This is a genomic window from Fictibacillus sp. 18YEL24 (assembly GCF_015903855.1).
In the GTDB taxonomy this organism is placed as follows: domain Bacteria; phylum Bacillota; class Bacilli; order Bacillales; family Fictibacillaceae; genus Fictibacillus; species Fictibacillus phosphorivorans_C.
In genome coordinates this window covers 215,415-230,469 of the sequence record NZ_JACZDT010000005.1, presented here as the reverse complement: position 1 = coordinate 230,469, position 15,055 = coordinate 215,415, and the positions used below count along the sequence as shown (strand labels likewise).

18 protein-coding genes are annotated in these 15,055 nt (G+C 37.5%); 15 read left to right on the top strand and 3 right to left on the bottom strand.

Features of this window, described 5'->3' with window-relative positions; all coding sequences use genetic code 11:
- Positions 1 to 51: 51 nt before the first annotated feature.
- Complete coding sequence (gene cysK / locus HU823_RS16475; RefSeq protein ID WP_144698520.1) at positions 52 to 984, bottom strand: cysteine synthase A; 933 nt, start codon at positions 982 to 984, stop codon at positions 52 to 54.
- A gap of 111 nt (positions 985 to 1,095) precedes the next feature.
- On the opposite strand from cysK, the gene thpR reads away from it, so the two are divergent.
- The 6 genes from thpR to HU823_RS16445 all read left to right on the top strand — a co-directional run bounded on the left by thpR (position 1,096) and on the right by HU823_RS16445 (position 6,902).
- The gene (gene thpR / locus HU823_RS16470) at positions 1,096 to 1,656 is read left to right on the top strand and encodes an RNA 2',3'-cyclic phosphodiesterase (protein ID WP_197222713.1); all 561 of its coding nucleotides are present in this window, start codon (positions 1,096 to 1,098) and stop codon (positions 1,654 to 1,656) included.
- A 23-nt stretch (positions 1,657 to 1,679) separates the two neighbouring features.
- Positions 1,680 to 2,462, top strand: coding sequence for a hypothetical protein (locus HU823_RS16465; protein WP_197222712.1), 783 nt, complete (start codon positions 1,680 to 1,682; stop codon positions 2,460 to 2,462).
- A 49-nt stretch (positions 2,463 to 2,511) separates the two neighbouring features.
- Positions 2,512 to 3,435, top strand: coding sequence for a diacylglycerol/lipid kinase family protein (locus HU823_RS16460; RefSeq protein WP_197222711.1), 924 nt, complete (start codon positions 2,512 to 2,514; stop codon positions 3,433 to 3,435).
- Between the two features lie 25 nt (positions 3,436 to 3,460).
- Positions 3,461 to 3,664: a hypothetical protein gene (locus HU823_RS16455; protein ID WP_144698528.1), complete on the top strand. Its 204-nt coding sequence runs from the start codon at positions 3,461 to 3,463 to the stop codon at positions 3,662 to 3,664.
- Between the two features lie 162 nt (positions 3,665 to 3,826).
- Complete coding sequence (gene pulA, locus HU823_RS16450; RefSeq protein WP_197222710.1) at positions 3,827 to 5,965, top strand: type I pullulanase; 2,139 nt, start codon at positions 3,827 to 3,829, stop codon at positions 5,963 to 5,965.
- Positions 5,966 to 6,119: 154 nt separating this feature from the next.
- Positions 6,120 to 6,902 carry a phosphotransferase family protein gene (locus HU823_RS16445; protein ID WP_197222709.1) on the top strand — a complete coding sequence of 261 codons (783 nt, stop codon included), beginning with the start codon at positions 6,120 to 6,122 and terminating at the stop codon, positions 6,900 to 6,902.
- Between the two features lie 50 nt (positions 6,903 to 6,952).
- Here the strand turns inward: HU823_RS16445 and HU823_RS16440 are convergent, their stop codons facing one another.
- The gene (locus tag HU823_RS16440) at positions 6,953 to 7,237 is read right to left on the bottom strand and encodes a YtzH-like family protein (RefSeq protein ID WP_186320458.1); all 285 of its coding nucleotides are present in this window, start codon (positions 7,235 to 7,237) and stop codon (positions 6,953 to 6,955) included.
- Positions 7,238 to 7,354: 117 nt separating this feature from the next.
- Here HU823_RS16440 and trmB point away from each other — a divergent pair, with 117 nt between their 5' ends.
- From trmB to HU823_RS16425, 3 genes are all read left to right on the top strand, one after another.
- On the top strand, positions 7,355 to 7,996 hold the full coding sequence (gene trmB / locus HU823_RS16435; protein ID WP_144698537.1) for a tRNA (guanosine(46)-N7)-methyltransferase TrmB: 642 nt from the start codon (positions 7,355 to 7,357) through the stop codon (positions 7,994 to 7,996).
- A gap of 94 nt (positions 7,997 to 8,090) precedes the next feature.
- Positions 8,091 to 8,933 (top strand): YtnP family quorum-quenching lactonase, encoded by an 843-nt coding sequence (locus tag HU823_RS16430; RefSeq protein ID WP_197222708.1) that lies wholly within the window; start codon positions 8,091 to 8,093, stop codon positions 8,931 to 8,933.
- A gap of 125 nt (positions 8,934 to 9,058) precedes the next feature.
- Positions 9,059 to 9,595, top strand: coding sequence for a hypothetical protein (locus HU823_RS16425; RefSeq protein ID WP_197222707.1), 537 nt, complete (start codon positions 9,059 to 9,061; stop codon positions 9,593 to 9,595).
- 167 nt (positions 9,596 to 9,762) lie between these two features.
- Here HU823_RS16425 and HU823_RS16420 read toward each other — a convergent pair whose 3' ends face one another.
- On the bottom strand, positions 9,763 to 10,071 hold the full coding sequence (locus tag HU823_RS16420) for a PepSY domain-containing protein (protein ID WP_186320459.1): 309 nt from the start codon (positions 10,069 to 10,071) through the stop codon (positions 9,763 to 9,765).
- Between the two features lie 244 nt (positions 10,072 to 10,315).
- Between HU823_RS16420 and queD the strand changes: the two genes are divergently transcribed.
- From queD to mltG, 6 genes are all read left to right on the top strand, one after another.
- Positions 10,316 to 10,795, top strand: a complete 480-nt coding sequence (gene queD, locus HU823_RS16415) for a 6-carboxytetrahydropterin synthase QueD (protein WP_144698545.1) — start codon at positions 10,316 to 10,318, stop codon at positions 10,793 to 10,795.
- Positions 10,785 to 11,510 carry a 7-carboxy-7-deazaguanine synthase QueE gene (locus HU823_RS16410; protein ID WP_144698547.1) on the top strand — a complete coding sequence of 242 codons (726 nt, stop codon included), beginning with the start codon at positions 10,785 to 10,787 and terminating at the stop codon, positions 11,508 to 11,510. Before queD ends, HU823_RS16410 begins: the two co-directional genes overlap by 11 nt.
- Positions 11,511 to 11,512: 2 nt before the next feature.
- A complete protein-coding gene (gene queC, locus HU823_RS16405; protein WP_197222706.1) occupies positions 11,513 to 12,184 on the top strand; it encodes a 7-cyano-7-deazaguanine synthase QueC in 672 nt (223 codons plus the stop codon).
- An 84-nt stretch (positions 12,185 to 12,268) separates the two neighbouring features.
- Complete coding sequence (locus tag HU823_RS16400) at positions 12,269 to 13,339, top strand: M42 family metallopeptidase (RefSeq protein WP_197222705.1); 1,071 nt, start codon at positions 12,269 to 12,271, stop codon at positions 13,337 to 13,339.
- Between the two features lie 13 nt (positions 13,340 to 13,352).
- On the top strand, positions 13,353 to 13,865 hold the full coding sequence (locus HU823_RS16395; protein ID WP_197222704.1) for a DUF84 family protein: 513 nt from the start codon (positions 13,353 to 13,355) through the stop codon (positions 13,863 to 13,865).
- A gap of 148 nt (positions 13,866 to 14,013) precedes the next feature.
- Positions 14,014 to 15,039 (top strand): endolytic transglycosylase MltG, encoded by a 1,026-nt coding sequence (gene mltG, locus HU823_RS16390; protein WP_197222703.1) that lies wholly within the window; start codon positions 14,014 to 14,016, stop codon positions 15,037 to 15,039.
- The last annotated feature ends 16 nt before the right edge of the window (positions 15,040 to 15,055 follow it).

The following is a 15,055-nucleotide window of genomic DNA, read 5'->3' as shown; positions in this document are numbered from 1 at the left end:
TATATAAATGCTATATATAAAAAAGCATCCCGATATTGGGATGCTTTGTCTTTATTCAAACTGAAACAGATCACTCGATAGATACCGTTCTCCTGAATCACACGTTATACAAACTACGATATCGCCTTTTTTGCGCTTCTTTGCAATTTTTAAAGCCGCATAAACAGCAGCTCCTGATGATGGTCCGACCAAGATACCTTCTTCTGATGCAAGACGTCTCGTGATCGTATACGCGTCTTCATCGTTTACTTGAACAATTTCATCATAAACACTTTGATTTAAGATAGGTGGAATGAAACCAGGACTCGTTCCTACAAGCTTGTGTTTCCCAGGTTTACCTCCTGAAAGAACAGGAGACCCTTTAGGTTCTACCACATGTACAGTTAAATTCGGAAAAAACGTTTTAAGTTGTTCACCCGTGCCTGTAATTGTCCCTCCAGTACCTGCAGGTGCGATAAAAGCGGTGAAGGGTTTGTTCAACTCTTCAATGGCTTCTTTAATCTCAATCGCTGTACTTCCCCTATGTGCATCAGGGTTTGAAGGGTTCTCGAATTGCATGGGCATATAGCTGTTAGGAATTTCTTCGGCAAGCTCTCGTGCCTTCTTAATCGCTCCAGGCATCTTTTCATCACCAGGAGTTAGTACAACTTTTGCGCCATATGCCTTTAAAAGATTTATTCTTTCTTCTGTCATCGTATCAGGCATCACAATTATGGAAGAATAACCTCTAGCGGCCGCATTCATAGCGAGTCCGATCCCGGTATTCCCTGAAGTAGGTTCGATAATCGTAGAACCTTCTTTTAAGAGACCTTTTTGTTCTGCATCAATAATCATATTATAGGCAGCTCGGTCTTTCAGGCTTCGACTAGGATTGTAATACTCTAGTTTCACATATACATCGGCTCCCTCTTGATGAGGAAGGCGGTTTAACTTTACGATAGGTGTGTCACCGATTAAATCTGCAATATTTGTAACAACTCTCATAAACTGCACTCCTTTTTCTTGCTGAATCAATTATAACAAATAAGTCACGTGTGAAAAAAGCAGATGAACGCATGTATTCTTTGATAAAATAAATGAAGGTGTGTGAGTAATATGCAAAGACATTATTTTTTGGCAGTCAAGCTTCCTGATGAGGCGAAAACAAAACTTGCCAAAATTTGCAGCCATTTAAAGAACGAACATCAATTTAAAACGTGGGTACACCCTGAAGATTTTCACATCACTTTAGCCTTTTTAGGTGTTGCTTCGTCAGAGAAGATTGAAAAGCTTCATGAGTTACTAAACGAAAAAATAATGAATAAAACAGAGAACGTCTTTTCTCTTCAAATAAACCAATTTGGTTTTTTTGGAAACGAACAGCACCCAAGAATTTTCTGGGCAGGTGTTGAAGATGAACCCTTTTTATATACTCTGCAAAAACAAGTGGCTTATGTATGTGAGAAGGTAGGTTTTCAGCTTGATAAAAGATCTTATGCACCGCATATTACGCTTGCAAGGAAACATATAGAGTCAGCTCATCATTTGGTGGACTCTCATAAATGGTGGAAACAGTATGGTGAAAACATTCAATTCCATGCAGATCAATTTGTTCTCTATGAAACGCATATAGAGAAACAGCCGAAATACCATGTTTTACACTCTTATTCGATATAGAGAGAGGAAAGAGAGGGGATCTAATGGCGCAGCTTGTTAAATTACTTGATTATGTATCCAGATACGAAAACAATTTATATCACTATCAATCGTTATTTATGCGAATTAAAGAAAATCGATGGAAAGCATATCAACAACAAAACGAAACTGATTATCTCAAACGCACGCATCAAGAATTTCGTGAAAAATTATTTCATCATCAGATGAACTGGGCGACATCGACTGTGAAAGAAATCTCAAACTGGGATAAAAAGTATCTACACGATGAGACACTAAAGTTACTCATTCAAGGAATTCCTGATAACTACTTTTTGTTCTATGAACCTGTCATTCGTGTGAAAAATACAGGTGTGGAACTAAATATTATCTTAGTTGGGCCAACGGAGGTCTGGCTGATTGTCTGGATGAATGGAGAAGGAATTTGGCAAGAAGCTGATAACAAACGTTTTTGGAAAAATGTTCGACATGAGGATAAAAAAACTGCCTTGAGTCCTTTTATTCGGCTCGAACGTATGCAATCTATAGTACAAGAAACTTTGGATCCTTATCAAAAACAGTTGTCTATTAAACCATGCATTGTTGCACCCCAAGCATTCATAGATTTTACGAGTGATTGGAGAAGAGTCAGCTATGTAGATAAACGCAATTTTAATGAGTGGAATGCCCTTCTGCAGCAAAACCCAGCACCCATTAAAGGTCTGCAATTAAAGTTTGTGTCTGAACTCCTAAAATTAGGTGTGACAAACTCTCTTTATAGAAAAGATCCGTTATCCAGTGAGTCTGAGTTTCACTTTGAAGGTATTTGAGAGATTTTGTCGAAATACTTTTAAAAACATAGATTGAGGACGCACTGGTATGAAAAAATTTTTCTTTATTATTAATGCAAACAACGCTAAAGCAATTCATACATTTAATCAATTAAAAAAAGTAATGGACGAGGAAGAGATAAGCTATAGAACGTTTTATACGGAGTATAGCGGTCATGCAACAGAAATCGCGAAGAAGATTACATACATAAACAAAGATGATATTAAAGCTGTTATTGCTGTAGGTGGAGACGGTACGATTCACGAGGTTTTAAACGGCATGCAAGAAAATCAAAGCATACCTTTAGGCTTTATATCTGGAGGATCTGGCAATGATATCGTCCGGGTCTTAACGAAAGATGTTAAAGGATTAAAGAAACAACTTCTTTATCTGAAACGCAACCGAATAGTTAAGACTGATTCTGGTAATATTCAACTGGTAGGACGAAGCAATAAAATCCAGTCTTTTATTAGTGCAATCGGTATTGGTTTAGATGGAGAAGTCGCAAAGAGCACAAATGAAGCAGCATACAAAAAGTACCTGCATAAGCTGAAATTAGGTTCACTTGCATATGTTTTCACATTGTTTAAGGTTCTAAAGTTCTATGTGCCTGATTCTATGGAAGTAAAAATCGATGGACAAGAATATGTGTTTAATAAGGTCTGGCTTGTAGCTGTGGGTAACATGCCCTATTATGGAGGGGGTATGAAAATTTGTCCATCAGCTAAGAGTAACGATGGAATCTTAGATGTTTGTGTTGTGCATGATCTATCACTTTTTAAACTCTTGTTGCTCTTTATTTCTGTATTTTGGGGTGGCCACGTAAACGTACAAGGAGTTTCACAGTTTAAAGGGAAAGAGATTGAGGTTATTACACGTCGATCTGTAGCGATCCATGCTGATGGTGAGTATAAAGGAACCACTCCTGTTCGTATTAAAGTTCAACCAGGTACGGTTTCGGTTAAAATATAAATTCATAAATGAGTGGGGAATAAAAATGAAATGGACAGATTTTTTTAATATTGCACTTTTTGCATTCCTATGGGTGATGTTGATCGAAAAGAAGTCTGGTTTAAAAAAATGGATTCTAGATGTAACCAATGAACAGCTAATGATCGGAATTATAGTACCGATCGTCTTTTATGCGGCAATCGTTATTGCAGGAAGAATCATGAAGAACAAGTATTTAAATGCTGAGTGAAGATAAATAAACTTTTTTTAGTTATCTTCGCCAAACGTGTGAGGCTGCCTAAAGTAAACCTATCTTACTTTTAGGATGAGTCTCTTTTTTTATATAAAAAAGGAATAACCAATTCATTTTACGTTCAATATGATGTAATAGTGATAAAGAGGGGTGAGTTCAATGAAAAGTGATCACATTTCAATGTCCGCATATATGGATGATTTTTCTATGATAACGATTGTAGTTAATAAGCCCTTTTCGGTCAGCCCGTCACTTTCATTGGCAGATGATAAAAAGGTGGTTCAGCCGTTAACCATTGATAAACAAGAACATTATCATAATCAAGTAATCTATAAATGCAGAACGAGAATGCCGATCGATTTAAAAAACCGATATTGGGTCACGATTAACGAATCAAGAATCCCTTTAATGATCGGTAGCATTGTACGTACACCAAAGTTCGATAGTCTCTATTATGATGAAACAAGTCTTGGAGCGATTTACACTCCTGAGAGCACAACGTTTAAAGTTTGGTCACCTGTAGCTTTTGCGATGAAACTAAAGTATAAAACCCAACAATCTAACACCTTTAATGAACAAAAAATGTCACGGACCGAAAAAGGAGTTTGGGAAATTACGTTAGAAGGAGATCACCATCTCACAGAATATCTGTTTGTTGTAAACGTAAACCATGAATGGGTAGAAACAACAGATCCGTATTCTAAGTCTGTTACTGCAAATGGTGTATATTCGGTCGTTATCCATCTTCCAGAAACAGATCCTGAAGGATGGAATCGATCAGGAAAAAGGATAAACCTTCGTTCAAAAACAGACAGTATTATTTATGAAGTTCATGTTCGGGATTTAACGATTCATTCTGATAGTGGTGTCGTAAATAAAGGCAAATATTTAGGATTAACAGAAGTAGGAACAAAAACACCCAATGGGTTTCATACAGGATTGGACTACTTGAAAAGTCTCGGGATCACTCACGTTCAATTGTTGCCCGTAGCAGACTTCGGAAGTGTTGATGAAACAATGCCTAATTCAAGGTACAACTGGGGATATGATCCGGTTCATTTTTTTTCTCCTGAAGGATCTTATGCAACGAATCCCTTCGATCCTATTTGCAGGATTAAAGAATTGAAAAAATTAATACACATACTCCAACAAAATGGGCTCTCTGTTATTTTAGACGTGGTATACAACCATGTATATAAAAGAGAAGAATCACCATTTGAAAAACTCGTTCCCGGCTATTTTTTTCGTTATGATAATGGGGGAAACCCGGTTAATGGAACCGGAGTAGGAAATGATACAGCATCGGAAAGAAAAATGATGCGAAAGTTCATCCTTGATGCTTTAACGTATTGGATGAGTGAATATAAAGTAGATGGATTCCGATTTGATCTGATGGGGATTCATGATGTTGAAACGATGAACCTAGCTGCTGAGAAACTAAAATCTTTGAATCCTGGTGTCTTTTTGCTTGGAGAAGGTTGGGACTTAAATACGAATTTGGAACCAGAAAAACGAGCTACTCTTTCATCTGCTAAAAAGATGCCTTCCTATTCTTTTTTCAATGATGCGTTTAGGGACCAAGTTAAGGGAAGCATCTTTCCTGATGGTCAGAGCGGGTTTATAAATGGTAATCATGATGAACGAATCAAACATCAAATGAAGCATGTGATGAGGGGTTATGCAGGTCAGAATTCAACGTTTATCAAACCAGAGCAAAGCATTAATTATTCAGAATGTCATGATAATCATACTTTATTTGACTTATTGTCTATCCGACATCCATTTGAAGATGAATACATTCGCAGAAAAAGACAACAGCTCGCCTTAGCGTTTACAATCTTTGCGCAAGGTGTTCCATTTATCCATGCTGGGCAAGAATGTTTTCGAACGAAGAAAGGTGAAGAGAACAGCTATAACCTCCCAGACACCATAAATGCGTTTGATTGGAATCGATGTGAATCTTTTCATAAAGAAGTTGATTATTTCAAACAGCTGATTAGGATAAGGAAAACACAGCCTATCTTCCTTGAAAGCTCGACTGAGCTTTCGGAATGGATAGTCCCAGATGGCGGTCTCGGATTTAAGTTGCAGCTACCAACCACCGATATAAAAAAGGATACTTCTTTTTGGAATAATGCTTTATTACTTTTTAACCAAACGACTAAACCGATATTAATCTCGTTAGAAAAAAACACATGGACGTTAGCGATTGAAGATGAAATATACTATAATCGGCTAATCGACGAAGATCTATATAAATTAGAACCATTATCTTTTTCTTTGTTATATTCTGTTTAGGATTGTAAAGAATCAAGAATCAAGTGCTTTTCTTGATTTTTTGTGTTAAAATAATGACTTCGCAGTAATTTAATTCGATACGGAAAAGCTATTATTTTTTGAACGAACAACTAATAAAAAACGGATTTCTTAACTAGACAAGAAGGTGAACATTTTGGAACAGATTTTGGGAGAAGATTGGCAGGTTTCCCCTGCTGGCGGAGCAACGGGAGAAGCATATATAGCTGAATATGGGAACCAAAAACTGTTTTTAAAGCGTAATTCCTCTCCGTTTTTAGCTGTTCTTTCTGCTGAAGGAATTGTTCCTAAACTTTTATGGACAAAAAGGTTAGGTAATGGAGATGTAATCACAGCTCAACAATGGCTAAACGGACGTGAACTGAAAGCAGCAGATATGAAAAGTGAGAATGTTGCAGAACTTCTGGCAAAAATTCACCGATCTCAAGAACTGCTCGGCATGATGAATCGCCTTGAGAAAAAAAGATTAACGCCTGTTGAACTTTTAAACGATATACAATTGCAGATGCGTAAAGAAAAAGATTATCTAGAAATCATTAATGATTCCTTTGCTTATTTAATGGAGACTGCCTCTGAAGTTACAGTTGATAATTTAGTTGTTTGTCATTGTGATGTGAATCATAACAATTGGCTGTTAAGTGAATCGGATGAATTATACTTGATCGATTGGGACGGAGCGATGATAGCTGATCCAGCTCTTGATCTTGGAATGCTTCTCTATAGCTATATTCCTTACGAAAAATGGGAAGAATGGCTTGAAATTTATGGGGAAACACTCGATGATGACTTAGAAAGAAGAATGCATTGGTATGTTTTGGCACAAACGATAAGCTCTTTTTTCTGGTATAAAGAAAAAGGACAGTCTAAAGAGACCGCCCATTTTGCAGAAAGTATTAAGAAACTTGCGGGTTCCATCTAACTCTGACATTATATAAGATCATCTGACACTATTTCCTAGGGAATAGTGTCTTAATATGGATGATGCGTTTGAATCGTGTTGATCCATGATTCTAAATGTGGGCGATGATTCGTAATATGCTCTTCTAAATGCTGGTGTGAAAAGCCGGTGTGACTATATTCATTAATGTTGGACAAGATATTCCTTACTTCTTCATGAACAGCGCCGTTCTCCAATAAATGTGCAGCAAGACGTTCTAATTGAGCACATTCGGATGGTGAACCAGCACAATCGGTGTAATGGTCTTGAAGAAGATCTCTGATGATATGCAATTGATCGTTGTGATTTAATGGCATTTTCGCTGCACATCCTTTCATTGCATAGCTTATGGATTATGCTAAAAAAATATCCTTCGTTCAATATATGAAAGTAAACGAAATTGTATATAAAAGTGAAAAAAGTGGGGAGAAAATATGCGTCAACGATTTAAGCCTTGGGCTAAAGACAAATTAATTGAAAATCCTAAATATGTTTCAGTCGAACCAGAAAAGATGAAAGGGAAGTGGCATTCTTTTTTTGGCAACGATAACCCGATTCATATTGAAGTTGGAACAGGTAAAGGACAATTTATTAATGGGATGGGTAAACAAAATCCTTCAATAAATTATTTAGGCATGGAGCTTTATGATAGCATCATCATTACCGCGCTAGACCGTATACTTGAAGACGAAAAACCGAACGTTAAACTGATTAGAGCAGATGCTTCACATTTACTTGATTATTTTGAGCCAGGAGAAATTGAACGTGTTTATCTTAATTTTTCAGATCCATGGCCAAAATCTAAACATGCAAAAAGAAGATTAACTCATGAAAGTTTTCTTAAGAGATATGAGACGGTATTAAAAAAGCCAGGTGAAATTCATTTCAAGACTGATAATCAAGGGTTGTTTGAATATTCACTTCATAGTATGTCAACTTACGGTATGTTCTTCAATCTGGTAAGTCTTGATCTTCATAAGAGTGATATGGAAGATAACATCATGACTGAATATGAAGAGAAATTCTCTGAAAAAGGATTTAGAATCTACCGCATGGAAGCACAATTTCGTTCATAAAAACCCAAGCATATGCTTGGGTTTTTTCTTTTCATACGATCTCTGTTTCTTATGATACACTTGTATGGAGATCGGAATAGAAAGGAGAAAGAATATGGATCAGTGGAAAATCGGAAAGAAGACTCTGACCTGGTTGGACGGCGGGGTTACACATATGGACGGCGGTGCAATGTTTGGAGTCGTGCCAAAGCCCTTGTGGGAAAGAAAATACCCTGTTAACGACAATAATCAGATCGAACTGAGAACAGAGCCTATTCTTGTTCAAGGGTATGAAGGAAAGAACATATTGATCGAGTCTGGAATCGGTTTTGGGAAATTAACAGATAAACAAAAAAGAAACTATGGCGTTACCGAAGAGTCGCTTATTGAAAAAAGTTTGGAAAAAGAAGGTTTAACAACTGCTGATATTGATATTATTCTCATGACTCATATGCACTTTGATCATGCCTCTGGATTGACGAGATGGGAAGATGATCAGTTAGTACCTGTTTTTGAAAACGCTGTTATTTACACTTCTGAAACTGAATGGAATGAGCTGAAAAATCCAAATATCAGGTCTCAGAATACATATTGGAAAGAAAATTGGGAACCTATTCAAGAACAAGTAAAGACGTTTAAAGAAGAGATAGAAGTTATGAAAGGTATTAGAATGGTTCATACAGGAGGCCATAGTGATGGGCATTCACTGATCGAGCTTACAACAGAGAATGGCGAAAAAATCTATCACATCGGTGATATCATGCCTACTCATGCACATCATAATCCATTATGGGTGCTGGCTTATGATGATTATCCTATGACTTCGATCTCTCAAAAACAAAAATGGATTAAGCCTGACACATGGTATTTCTTTTATCATGATTGTATTTATCGTGCTGTTAAGTGGGATGAGAATGGTGAAATGTTAGAAAGAGTACCACGCTCACCGAAAATGTAGAAAAACCGTCACATATTTTCCATTTTCAAGTGAATGTCGAAATCGACAGGATATGTTAAAATATGAGAGGCATGTAATGATGAACTTTATTTATATCTTAAGAGTGAAATGAGAGGGGATTTAAAATGAAAAAACAGTTAGTTGCCATTTTTACCGTTCTAGCACTGTTTTTATCCATTGGTACTTCTGCATCTGCAGAGCAAGCTACAGATGAAATGAAAAAGACCATTGAAAAGGGAATTGAAAGTAAGCACAAAGACTTAAAAAAGGGTTCACTCACATTAACAGACATTGAGACTTATCCAAACCAAGATTCGAAATTAGACGCATCTGAAGTAACAGTTGCTATTGCTAACTATGACACGGTAAGAGACAATATCTTTTACTTCGATCACACAGAAGTTGTGTTTTATGATGCTGACAAAAATGAACTTTTAGCTGAGGCTGCTGTAGCTAGGGCAAACTCTCAAATTAAAGATTATAAAAAAGCACACGAGTCAGACCTCGGAACACATATGGACTGGATCGTTGTTACTGCACTATTATTCGTTCTGATCCTTGTTCCTTTATTCATCTTAGCGGTTTGGGAGAAGCGTCAATATCTTACTACGAAATTTAAGATCGACAACAACCTTTACGACCAAACTAACCTATATCGATAATCTTCATAGAAAAGCCCTTAGGATACTTTCCTAAGGGCTTTTTTTACTTATGTTCTTTTCTTAACGCTCCTTTTCTTTAACTCCTTTCACCTTTGAAAGTTGATTGGAGTGGAAAGCGAGCAGCCTGAATCAGAAATCAACACTTACAATATCTAAAAAAACAGCCATTATTTTTGTATGAGCTCCAATAGACTTCCTGTTGAAGCATCTATTAAAAATTCAAAATGAGAAGTTTCTGTTCCGGGTGATGAGTTTGAAAAACCACCTTTATAAACAGAGTATGGAAGGCCATGAACGTTCTTTTCTTCTGCTTTAACCATGATCCAGGCTCCAGAGATTCTGTAATGTTCACTTGCTTTTTCTTTCAATTGTTTTAACGCTTTTTCGGGTGTGATGGTCTCTGTCTGCTTTTTTGTAACAACATAACCGATTGCAGCACCTGTCAGGCCTGCTAGAATCAGGTTTCTCCAATTCATTCGTATTCCCACCTTATGTAAGTTCATTTTCAAATCGTATTGGTTCTTCTTAAACAGTATAACAAAGAAAAGCCTTCTTTTTCTTGTGCTTTTTTGATAAGATACTCTTGATAAAGATGGAGGGTTCGAAATTCCCACCCCTCTTAAAACAAAACTAGGGAGCGTGAAGAATGAACATTTACACTCTCTGCGTTTTTAGCAGAGTTTTTTTGTTTTCGTGCTCCACTTGAAAGGATGAACAGGAATGACTTATAAAATTCCAACAGATGTTCAAATACTTGGTCGTGACATTAAGAGCGAGCAATTAAAGTACCATAATAAGAGAGTTGCTGTATGCAAAGAGTTTACGTTTGATGCAGCACATCATCTGCATTGCTATGATGGAAAATGTAAGAATCTCCACGGTCACACATACAAACTCGTAATCACAATGAGTGGCTTTGTGAATTCAATCGGCATTGCCGTTGATTTTGGAGAGATCAAAGAGATTTTTAAATCAGCTATAGACAGCAAATTAGATCATCAATACTTAAATGAAGTTCTTCCTCCGATGAATACAACTGCTGAGAATATGATCGTTTGGATTTGGGAACAAATTGATCTTCAACTGAACGATAGAGGGCTAAGTGATCAAGGTCACAGGATAGAAGAACTTAAATTATATGAGACACCTACTAGCTATGCTGTAATGAAAAGAGAATGGATGGTGGAGAATGATGTTTGATCTGCCGTCTAGAGACATTTGGAAGCACTGGAAAGTTCCTATGGTCGAAATCTTTGAAACAGTAGAAGGTGAAGGACTACAAGCTGGGTATCCAACGGTTTTTGTACGTGTTTTTCATTGCAATCTTCGCTGTACGTGGTGTGATACAACATACAGTTATGCACCTGCTAAACCAGAATTTGAAGCTACAATAGAAGAGATCGTGAATACGATTAAGTCGTTTCGATCGCAACGAATCTGTTTTACTGGTGGAGAACCTTTAATCCACCGAGAAAAATCAGCTGCCTTGCTTTTAGCGATGGCTGACTTAGAACATATTGTAGATATCCACATTGAAACGAACGGGGCTATCGATTTACAGCCGTTTGAGCAATTACGCAACTCTCACCATGATTTACAAAAAAAGATGAGATTCGTAATGGACTACAAGCTCCCAGCCTCTGGTGAGATGGACAGAATGCACATGGATAACTTCAAAGAGCTTCAGCATCAAGACGAGATCAAATTCGTTGTTGGATCAGTGAACGATTTTGAGATAACGAAACAAGTGGTCTCTGAACATTACAGAAATGGTCAGATCTCTGTAAGCCCTGTTTGGGAAAGCATGCCTCCAAGGCGTCTTGTTGAACTTCTATTAGAGAATCCACTCCCAAATGCAAAGCTCAGTCTTCAGCTTCATAAAGTGATCTGGCATCCAGAAGAGAGAGGGGTTTAACCATGAACAAAAAAGCGGTTATAGTTTTAAGTGGAGGACTTGATAGCACAACTTGCATGGGGATCGCAAAAGCGGAAGGATATGACTTGTACCCGATTACTTTTCACTATGGACAACGCCATAATCGAGAAGTTGAACAAGCGATCGAAGTCGGCAAGCACTATGGTGTAGCAGACCATAGAATTGTAGACCTTACCTTTTTAAAAGATATAGGTGGAAGTGCACTAACTGATGAAAAGGTAGAAGTTCCAACTGAGGCAGAAGAAGGTATTCCTGTAACTTACGTACCTGCTAGAAACATGATTTTCTTATCGCTCGCAAGCGCTTATGCAGAAGTAATCGGAGCTACAGCCGTTTACACAGGCGTTTCGGCGGTTGATTATAGCGGCTATCCAGATTGCCGTCCTGAATTCATTCAGAGCATGGAGGAAACGATCAATCTAGCAACAAAAGCGGGTGTGACAGGGAAAAACATTTCCGTAGAAACACCATTGATCTCTCTGTCTAAAAAGGAGACGATTGAAAAAGGTCTTTCTCTTGAAGTACCATATGATCTAACAACTTCTTGCTACAATGGAAAAGAAGCAGCTTGCGGACAATGTGATAGCTGTGTTTTACGTTTAAAAGGTTTTAAAGAAGCTGGAGCAGTCGATCCGATCACTTACGAAATCTAGAACGTTTATAAGTATAGAAAACCCCTTCTTATTAGGTGTACAATAAAACTGTACATGTGACTAATTAGAAGGGGTTGTTTTTATATGAATAAAGAAACACTCGACTTGTTTAAAACATTGACTGAATTGCCTGGTGCTCCAGGTTTTGAAAGAGATGTTCGTAAGTTTGTCCGTAAAGAGATCGAACCTGTATCAGATGAAATTATTCAAGATGGTCTTGGCAGCATCTTTGGTGTAAAAAAAGGAAACGGTCCAAAGATTATGGTAGCGGGGCACATGGATGAAGTCGGTTTCATGGTTACAAAGGTTACGAAGAACGGTATGCTTAAATTTCAAGAGTTGGGTGGCTGGTGGAGCCAAGTGCTGTTAGCTCAACGCGTAAATATTTACACAGATAAAGGTGATGTTATAACAGGTATTATCGGCTCGACTCCACCTCATCTTCTTTCCGAGGATCAGCGTAACAGACCGATGGGTATTAAGAATATGTACATAGATATTGGCGCAGATAACGATCAAGAAGTTCATAACCTGGGTGTAAGGCCGGGGCAGCAAATCGTTCCGATCTGTCCTTTTACACCGATGGCCAATCCGAAGAAAATCATGGCGAAAGCATGGGACAATCGATACGGTGTCGGTTTAGCGATTGAATTATTAAAAGAATTAAAGGATGAAACGTTACCTAACGAATTGTATAGTGGTGCTACTGTTCAAGAAGAAGTTGGACTGAGAGGTTCAAAAACGGCAGCGAACTTGATTCAACCTGACCTGTTTTTTGCATTAGACGCAAGTCCGGCGAATGACATGATGGGGGATAAAAGTGAATTTGGACAACTTGGAAAAGGTGCGTTGTTAAGAATTCTAGATAGAACGATGGTAACTCACCGTGGTATGAGAGAATATATCTTAGATACAGCTGAAACGCATAAAATTCCCTACCAGTATTTCATTTCACAAGGTGGAACAGATGCAGGAAGTGTACATGTCTCCGGAAATGGTGTGCCTTCTGCAGTAATAGGGATCTGTTCTCGTTATATTCACACGCATGCTTCTATGATACATGTAGATGATTATGCTGCCGCAAAAGAATTGCTAATAAGACTTGTTAAAACAGCAGATGAATCCACATTAAGAACGATTTTAGAAAACAGCTGAGGATGAGCGTGTGATGAAAATTGGAATTGGATCATCTAATCCTGCAAAAATAAAAGCAGCTCAGCCGTTTATAGAGTACTTTCAGGAATCTGAACTCGTTTCCTACTCTTCTGATTCATTGGTTTCGGCCCAGCCTTTTTCTGATGAGGAAACCAAGATCGGTGCTATCAACCGTGCGAAAGATTGTGTAAAGCAAGGGGCAGACATAGGTATTGGGTTTGAAGGCGGTGTTATGGAGCTTGAAGATGGGATGTATTTATGTAACTGGGGAGCGGTGGCAGACCAAGAGGGAAACGTTCTTTCAGCTGCAGGAGCTCGTATTTTGTTGCCTTCATTGATCGTAACAGGTCTTAAGCAGGGGAAGGAACTTGGAACATTGATGGGTGAGTTAACAAGAGACCCTGAGATCAGAAAAAAGGATGGAGCGATAGGTGTCTTTACCAGTGGTATGCTGTCTCGAAGTGAGATGTTCTTGCATATTTCCACGATCCTTTTAGGGCAATATATATACAGTATGAACAAATAAAAATTTAAAAACGCGATGCAATTACGGAGTATATATTTTAACAAGAAGGTTGTTAGTAAGGTTTGTATACCTTACCTAACAGCCTTTTTTGTATGAATAAAAATAATCAGGGGAAATTAGAAACAAAAACGTTAGGCGGATTTTAACTTTGAACTCATATTCAAAAAGAGTACTGATCTTGTTTGTTATCCTCATCGCTTTGTGTGTTGGTTGGGTCTTATATGAAGTCTCACCTCCTGAAGGAACAGCAGAGAAGGCTTTTGTTATAAAAGAAAACAGTGATTTTAAAACGATATCCGAGCATTTAAGAGAAAAAGAATTTATTAAAAGCCCATTTTTATTTACCGTTTATGCAACGATTACAGGAAAGAAAAGTAAAGTTGTAGCAGGAGAACATACAATTAAACAAGGAAAAGGGTATAAAAAGATTCTGCAAGATCTGTTTACTTTGGAAAATGAAACAGAAGCCATCGAAGTGATCATTCCAGAAGGTTTGACAGTTATAGAGATTGCAGTTCGATTAAACAAAACTGGAATTGTGGATAAAAATCAATTTCTTGAAGCAGCAAAGTCGTGGGATACATTAACTGATAATCAACAAGAACAATTAGGAATAAATAAGAAAGTAAAGAAATCCAATACAAAATTTGCTGTGGAAGGCCTTCTTTTTCCAGACACTTATTATTTTGAGAAGAAAATGAGAGCGGATGAAGTTATTCATCAAATGACGGAAAGAATGGTCGAAGAAACGAAAGGTTTAACAATTCATACAAACCAAACTTCTTATGAAATGATCACGTTGGCTTCTATTATTGAGAAGGAAGCTTTATTAAACGAAGAGAAACGTAGAATTGCTGGTGTTTTTGTCAATCGTTTAAAAGAAGGTAAGAAGCTGCAATCATGTTCCACCGTTCAATACTTGCTTGAAAAGCCTAAAGCAACCCTGAAAAGAAGAGACCTCAAAATTCAAAGTCCGTATAATACCTATATTAATAAGGGTTTGCCGCCAGGACCGATTTCAAGTCCGGATCTTCCCTCATTAAAAGCTGCGGCAGATCCTGAAGAACACGACTATTTTTACTTTGTTGCAAAACAGGACGGTACATGGAGTCATTTCTTTTCCAATACGTATAAAGAACATAGAAAATATACTCAATTGAGTGGAAATTATTAAACCCGGTGAGTGATCA

Bases quoted from the DNA above. Each gene is read 5' to 3' on its own strand.
- HU823_RS16395 (WP_197222704.1), top strand. From the start codon at position 13,353: ATGAAAATTGGAATTGGATCATCTAATCCTGCAAAAATAAAAGCAGCT.
- HU823_RS16430 (WP_197222708.1), top strand. From the start codon at position 8,091: ATGGATCAGTGGAAAATCGGAAAGAAGACTCTGACCTGGTTGGACGGC.
- HU823_RS16410 (WP_144698547.1), top strand. From the start codon at position 10,785: ATGATGTTTGATCTGCCGTCTAGAGACATTTGGAAGCACTGGAAAGTT.
- HU823_RS16465 (WP_197222712.1), top strand. From the start codon at position 1,680: ATGGCGCAGCTTGTTAAATTACTTGATTATGTATCCAGATACGAAAAC.
- HU823_RS16460 (WP_197222711.1), top strand. From the start codon at position 2,512: ATGAAAAAATTTTTCTTTATTATTAATGCAAACAACGCTAAAGCAATT.
- queD (WP_144698545.1), top strand. From the start codon at position 10,316: ATGACTTATAAAATTCCAACAGATGTTCAAATACTTGGTCGTGACATT.
- HU823_RS16455 (WP_144698528.1), top strand. From the start codon at position 3,461: ATGAAATGGACAGATTTTTTTAATATTGCACTTTTTGCATTCCTATGG.
- HU823_RS16420 (WP_186320459.1), bottom strand. From the start codon at position 10,071: ATGAATTGGAGAAACCTGATTCTAGCAGGCCTGACAGGTGCTGCAATC.
- HU823_RS16425 (WP_197222707.1), top strand. From the start codon at position 9,059: ATGAAAAAACAGTTAGTTGCCATTTTTACCGTTCTAGCACTGTTTTTA.
- HU823_RS16440 (WP_186320458.1), bottom strand. From the start codon at position 7,237: ATGCCATTAAATCACAACGATCAATTGCATATCATCAGAGATCTTCTT.
- thpR (WP_197222713.1), top strand. From the start codon at position 1,096: ATGCAAAGACATTATTTTTTGGCAGTCAAGCTTCCTGATGAGGCGAAA.
- cysK (WP_144698520.1), bottom strand. From the start codon at position 984: ATGAGAGTTGTTACAAATATTGCAGATTTAATCGGTGACACACCTATC.
- pulA (WP_197222710.1), top strand. From the start codon at position 3,827: ATGAAAAGTGATCACATTTCAATGTCCGCATATATGGATGATTTTTCT.
- queC (WP_197222706.1), top strand. From the start codon at position 11,513: ATGAACAAAAAAGCGGTTATAGTTTTAAGTGGAGGACTTGATAGCACA.
- HU823_RS16400 (WP_197222705.1), top strand. From the start codon at position 12,269: ATGAATAAAGAAACACTCGACTTGTTTAAAACATTGACTGAATTGCCT.
- trmB (WP_144698537.1), top strand. From the start codon at position 7,355: ATGCGTCAACGATTTAAGCCTTGGGCTAAAGACAAATTAATTGAAAAT.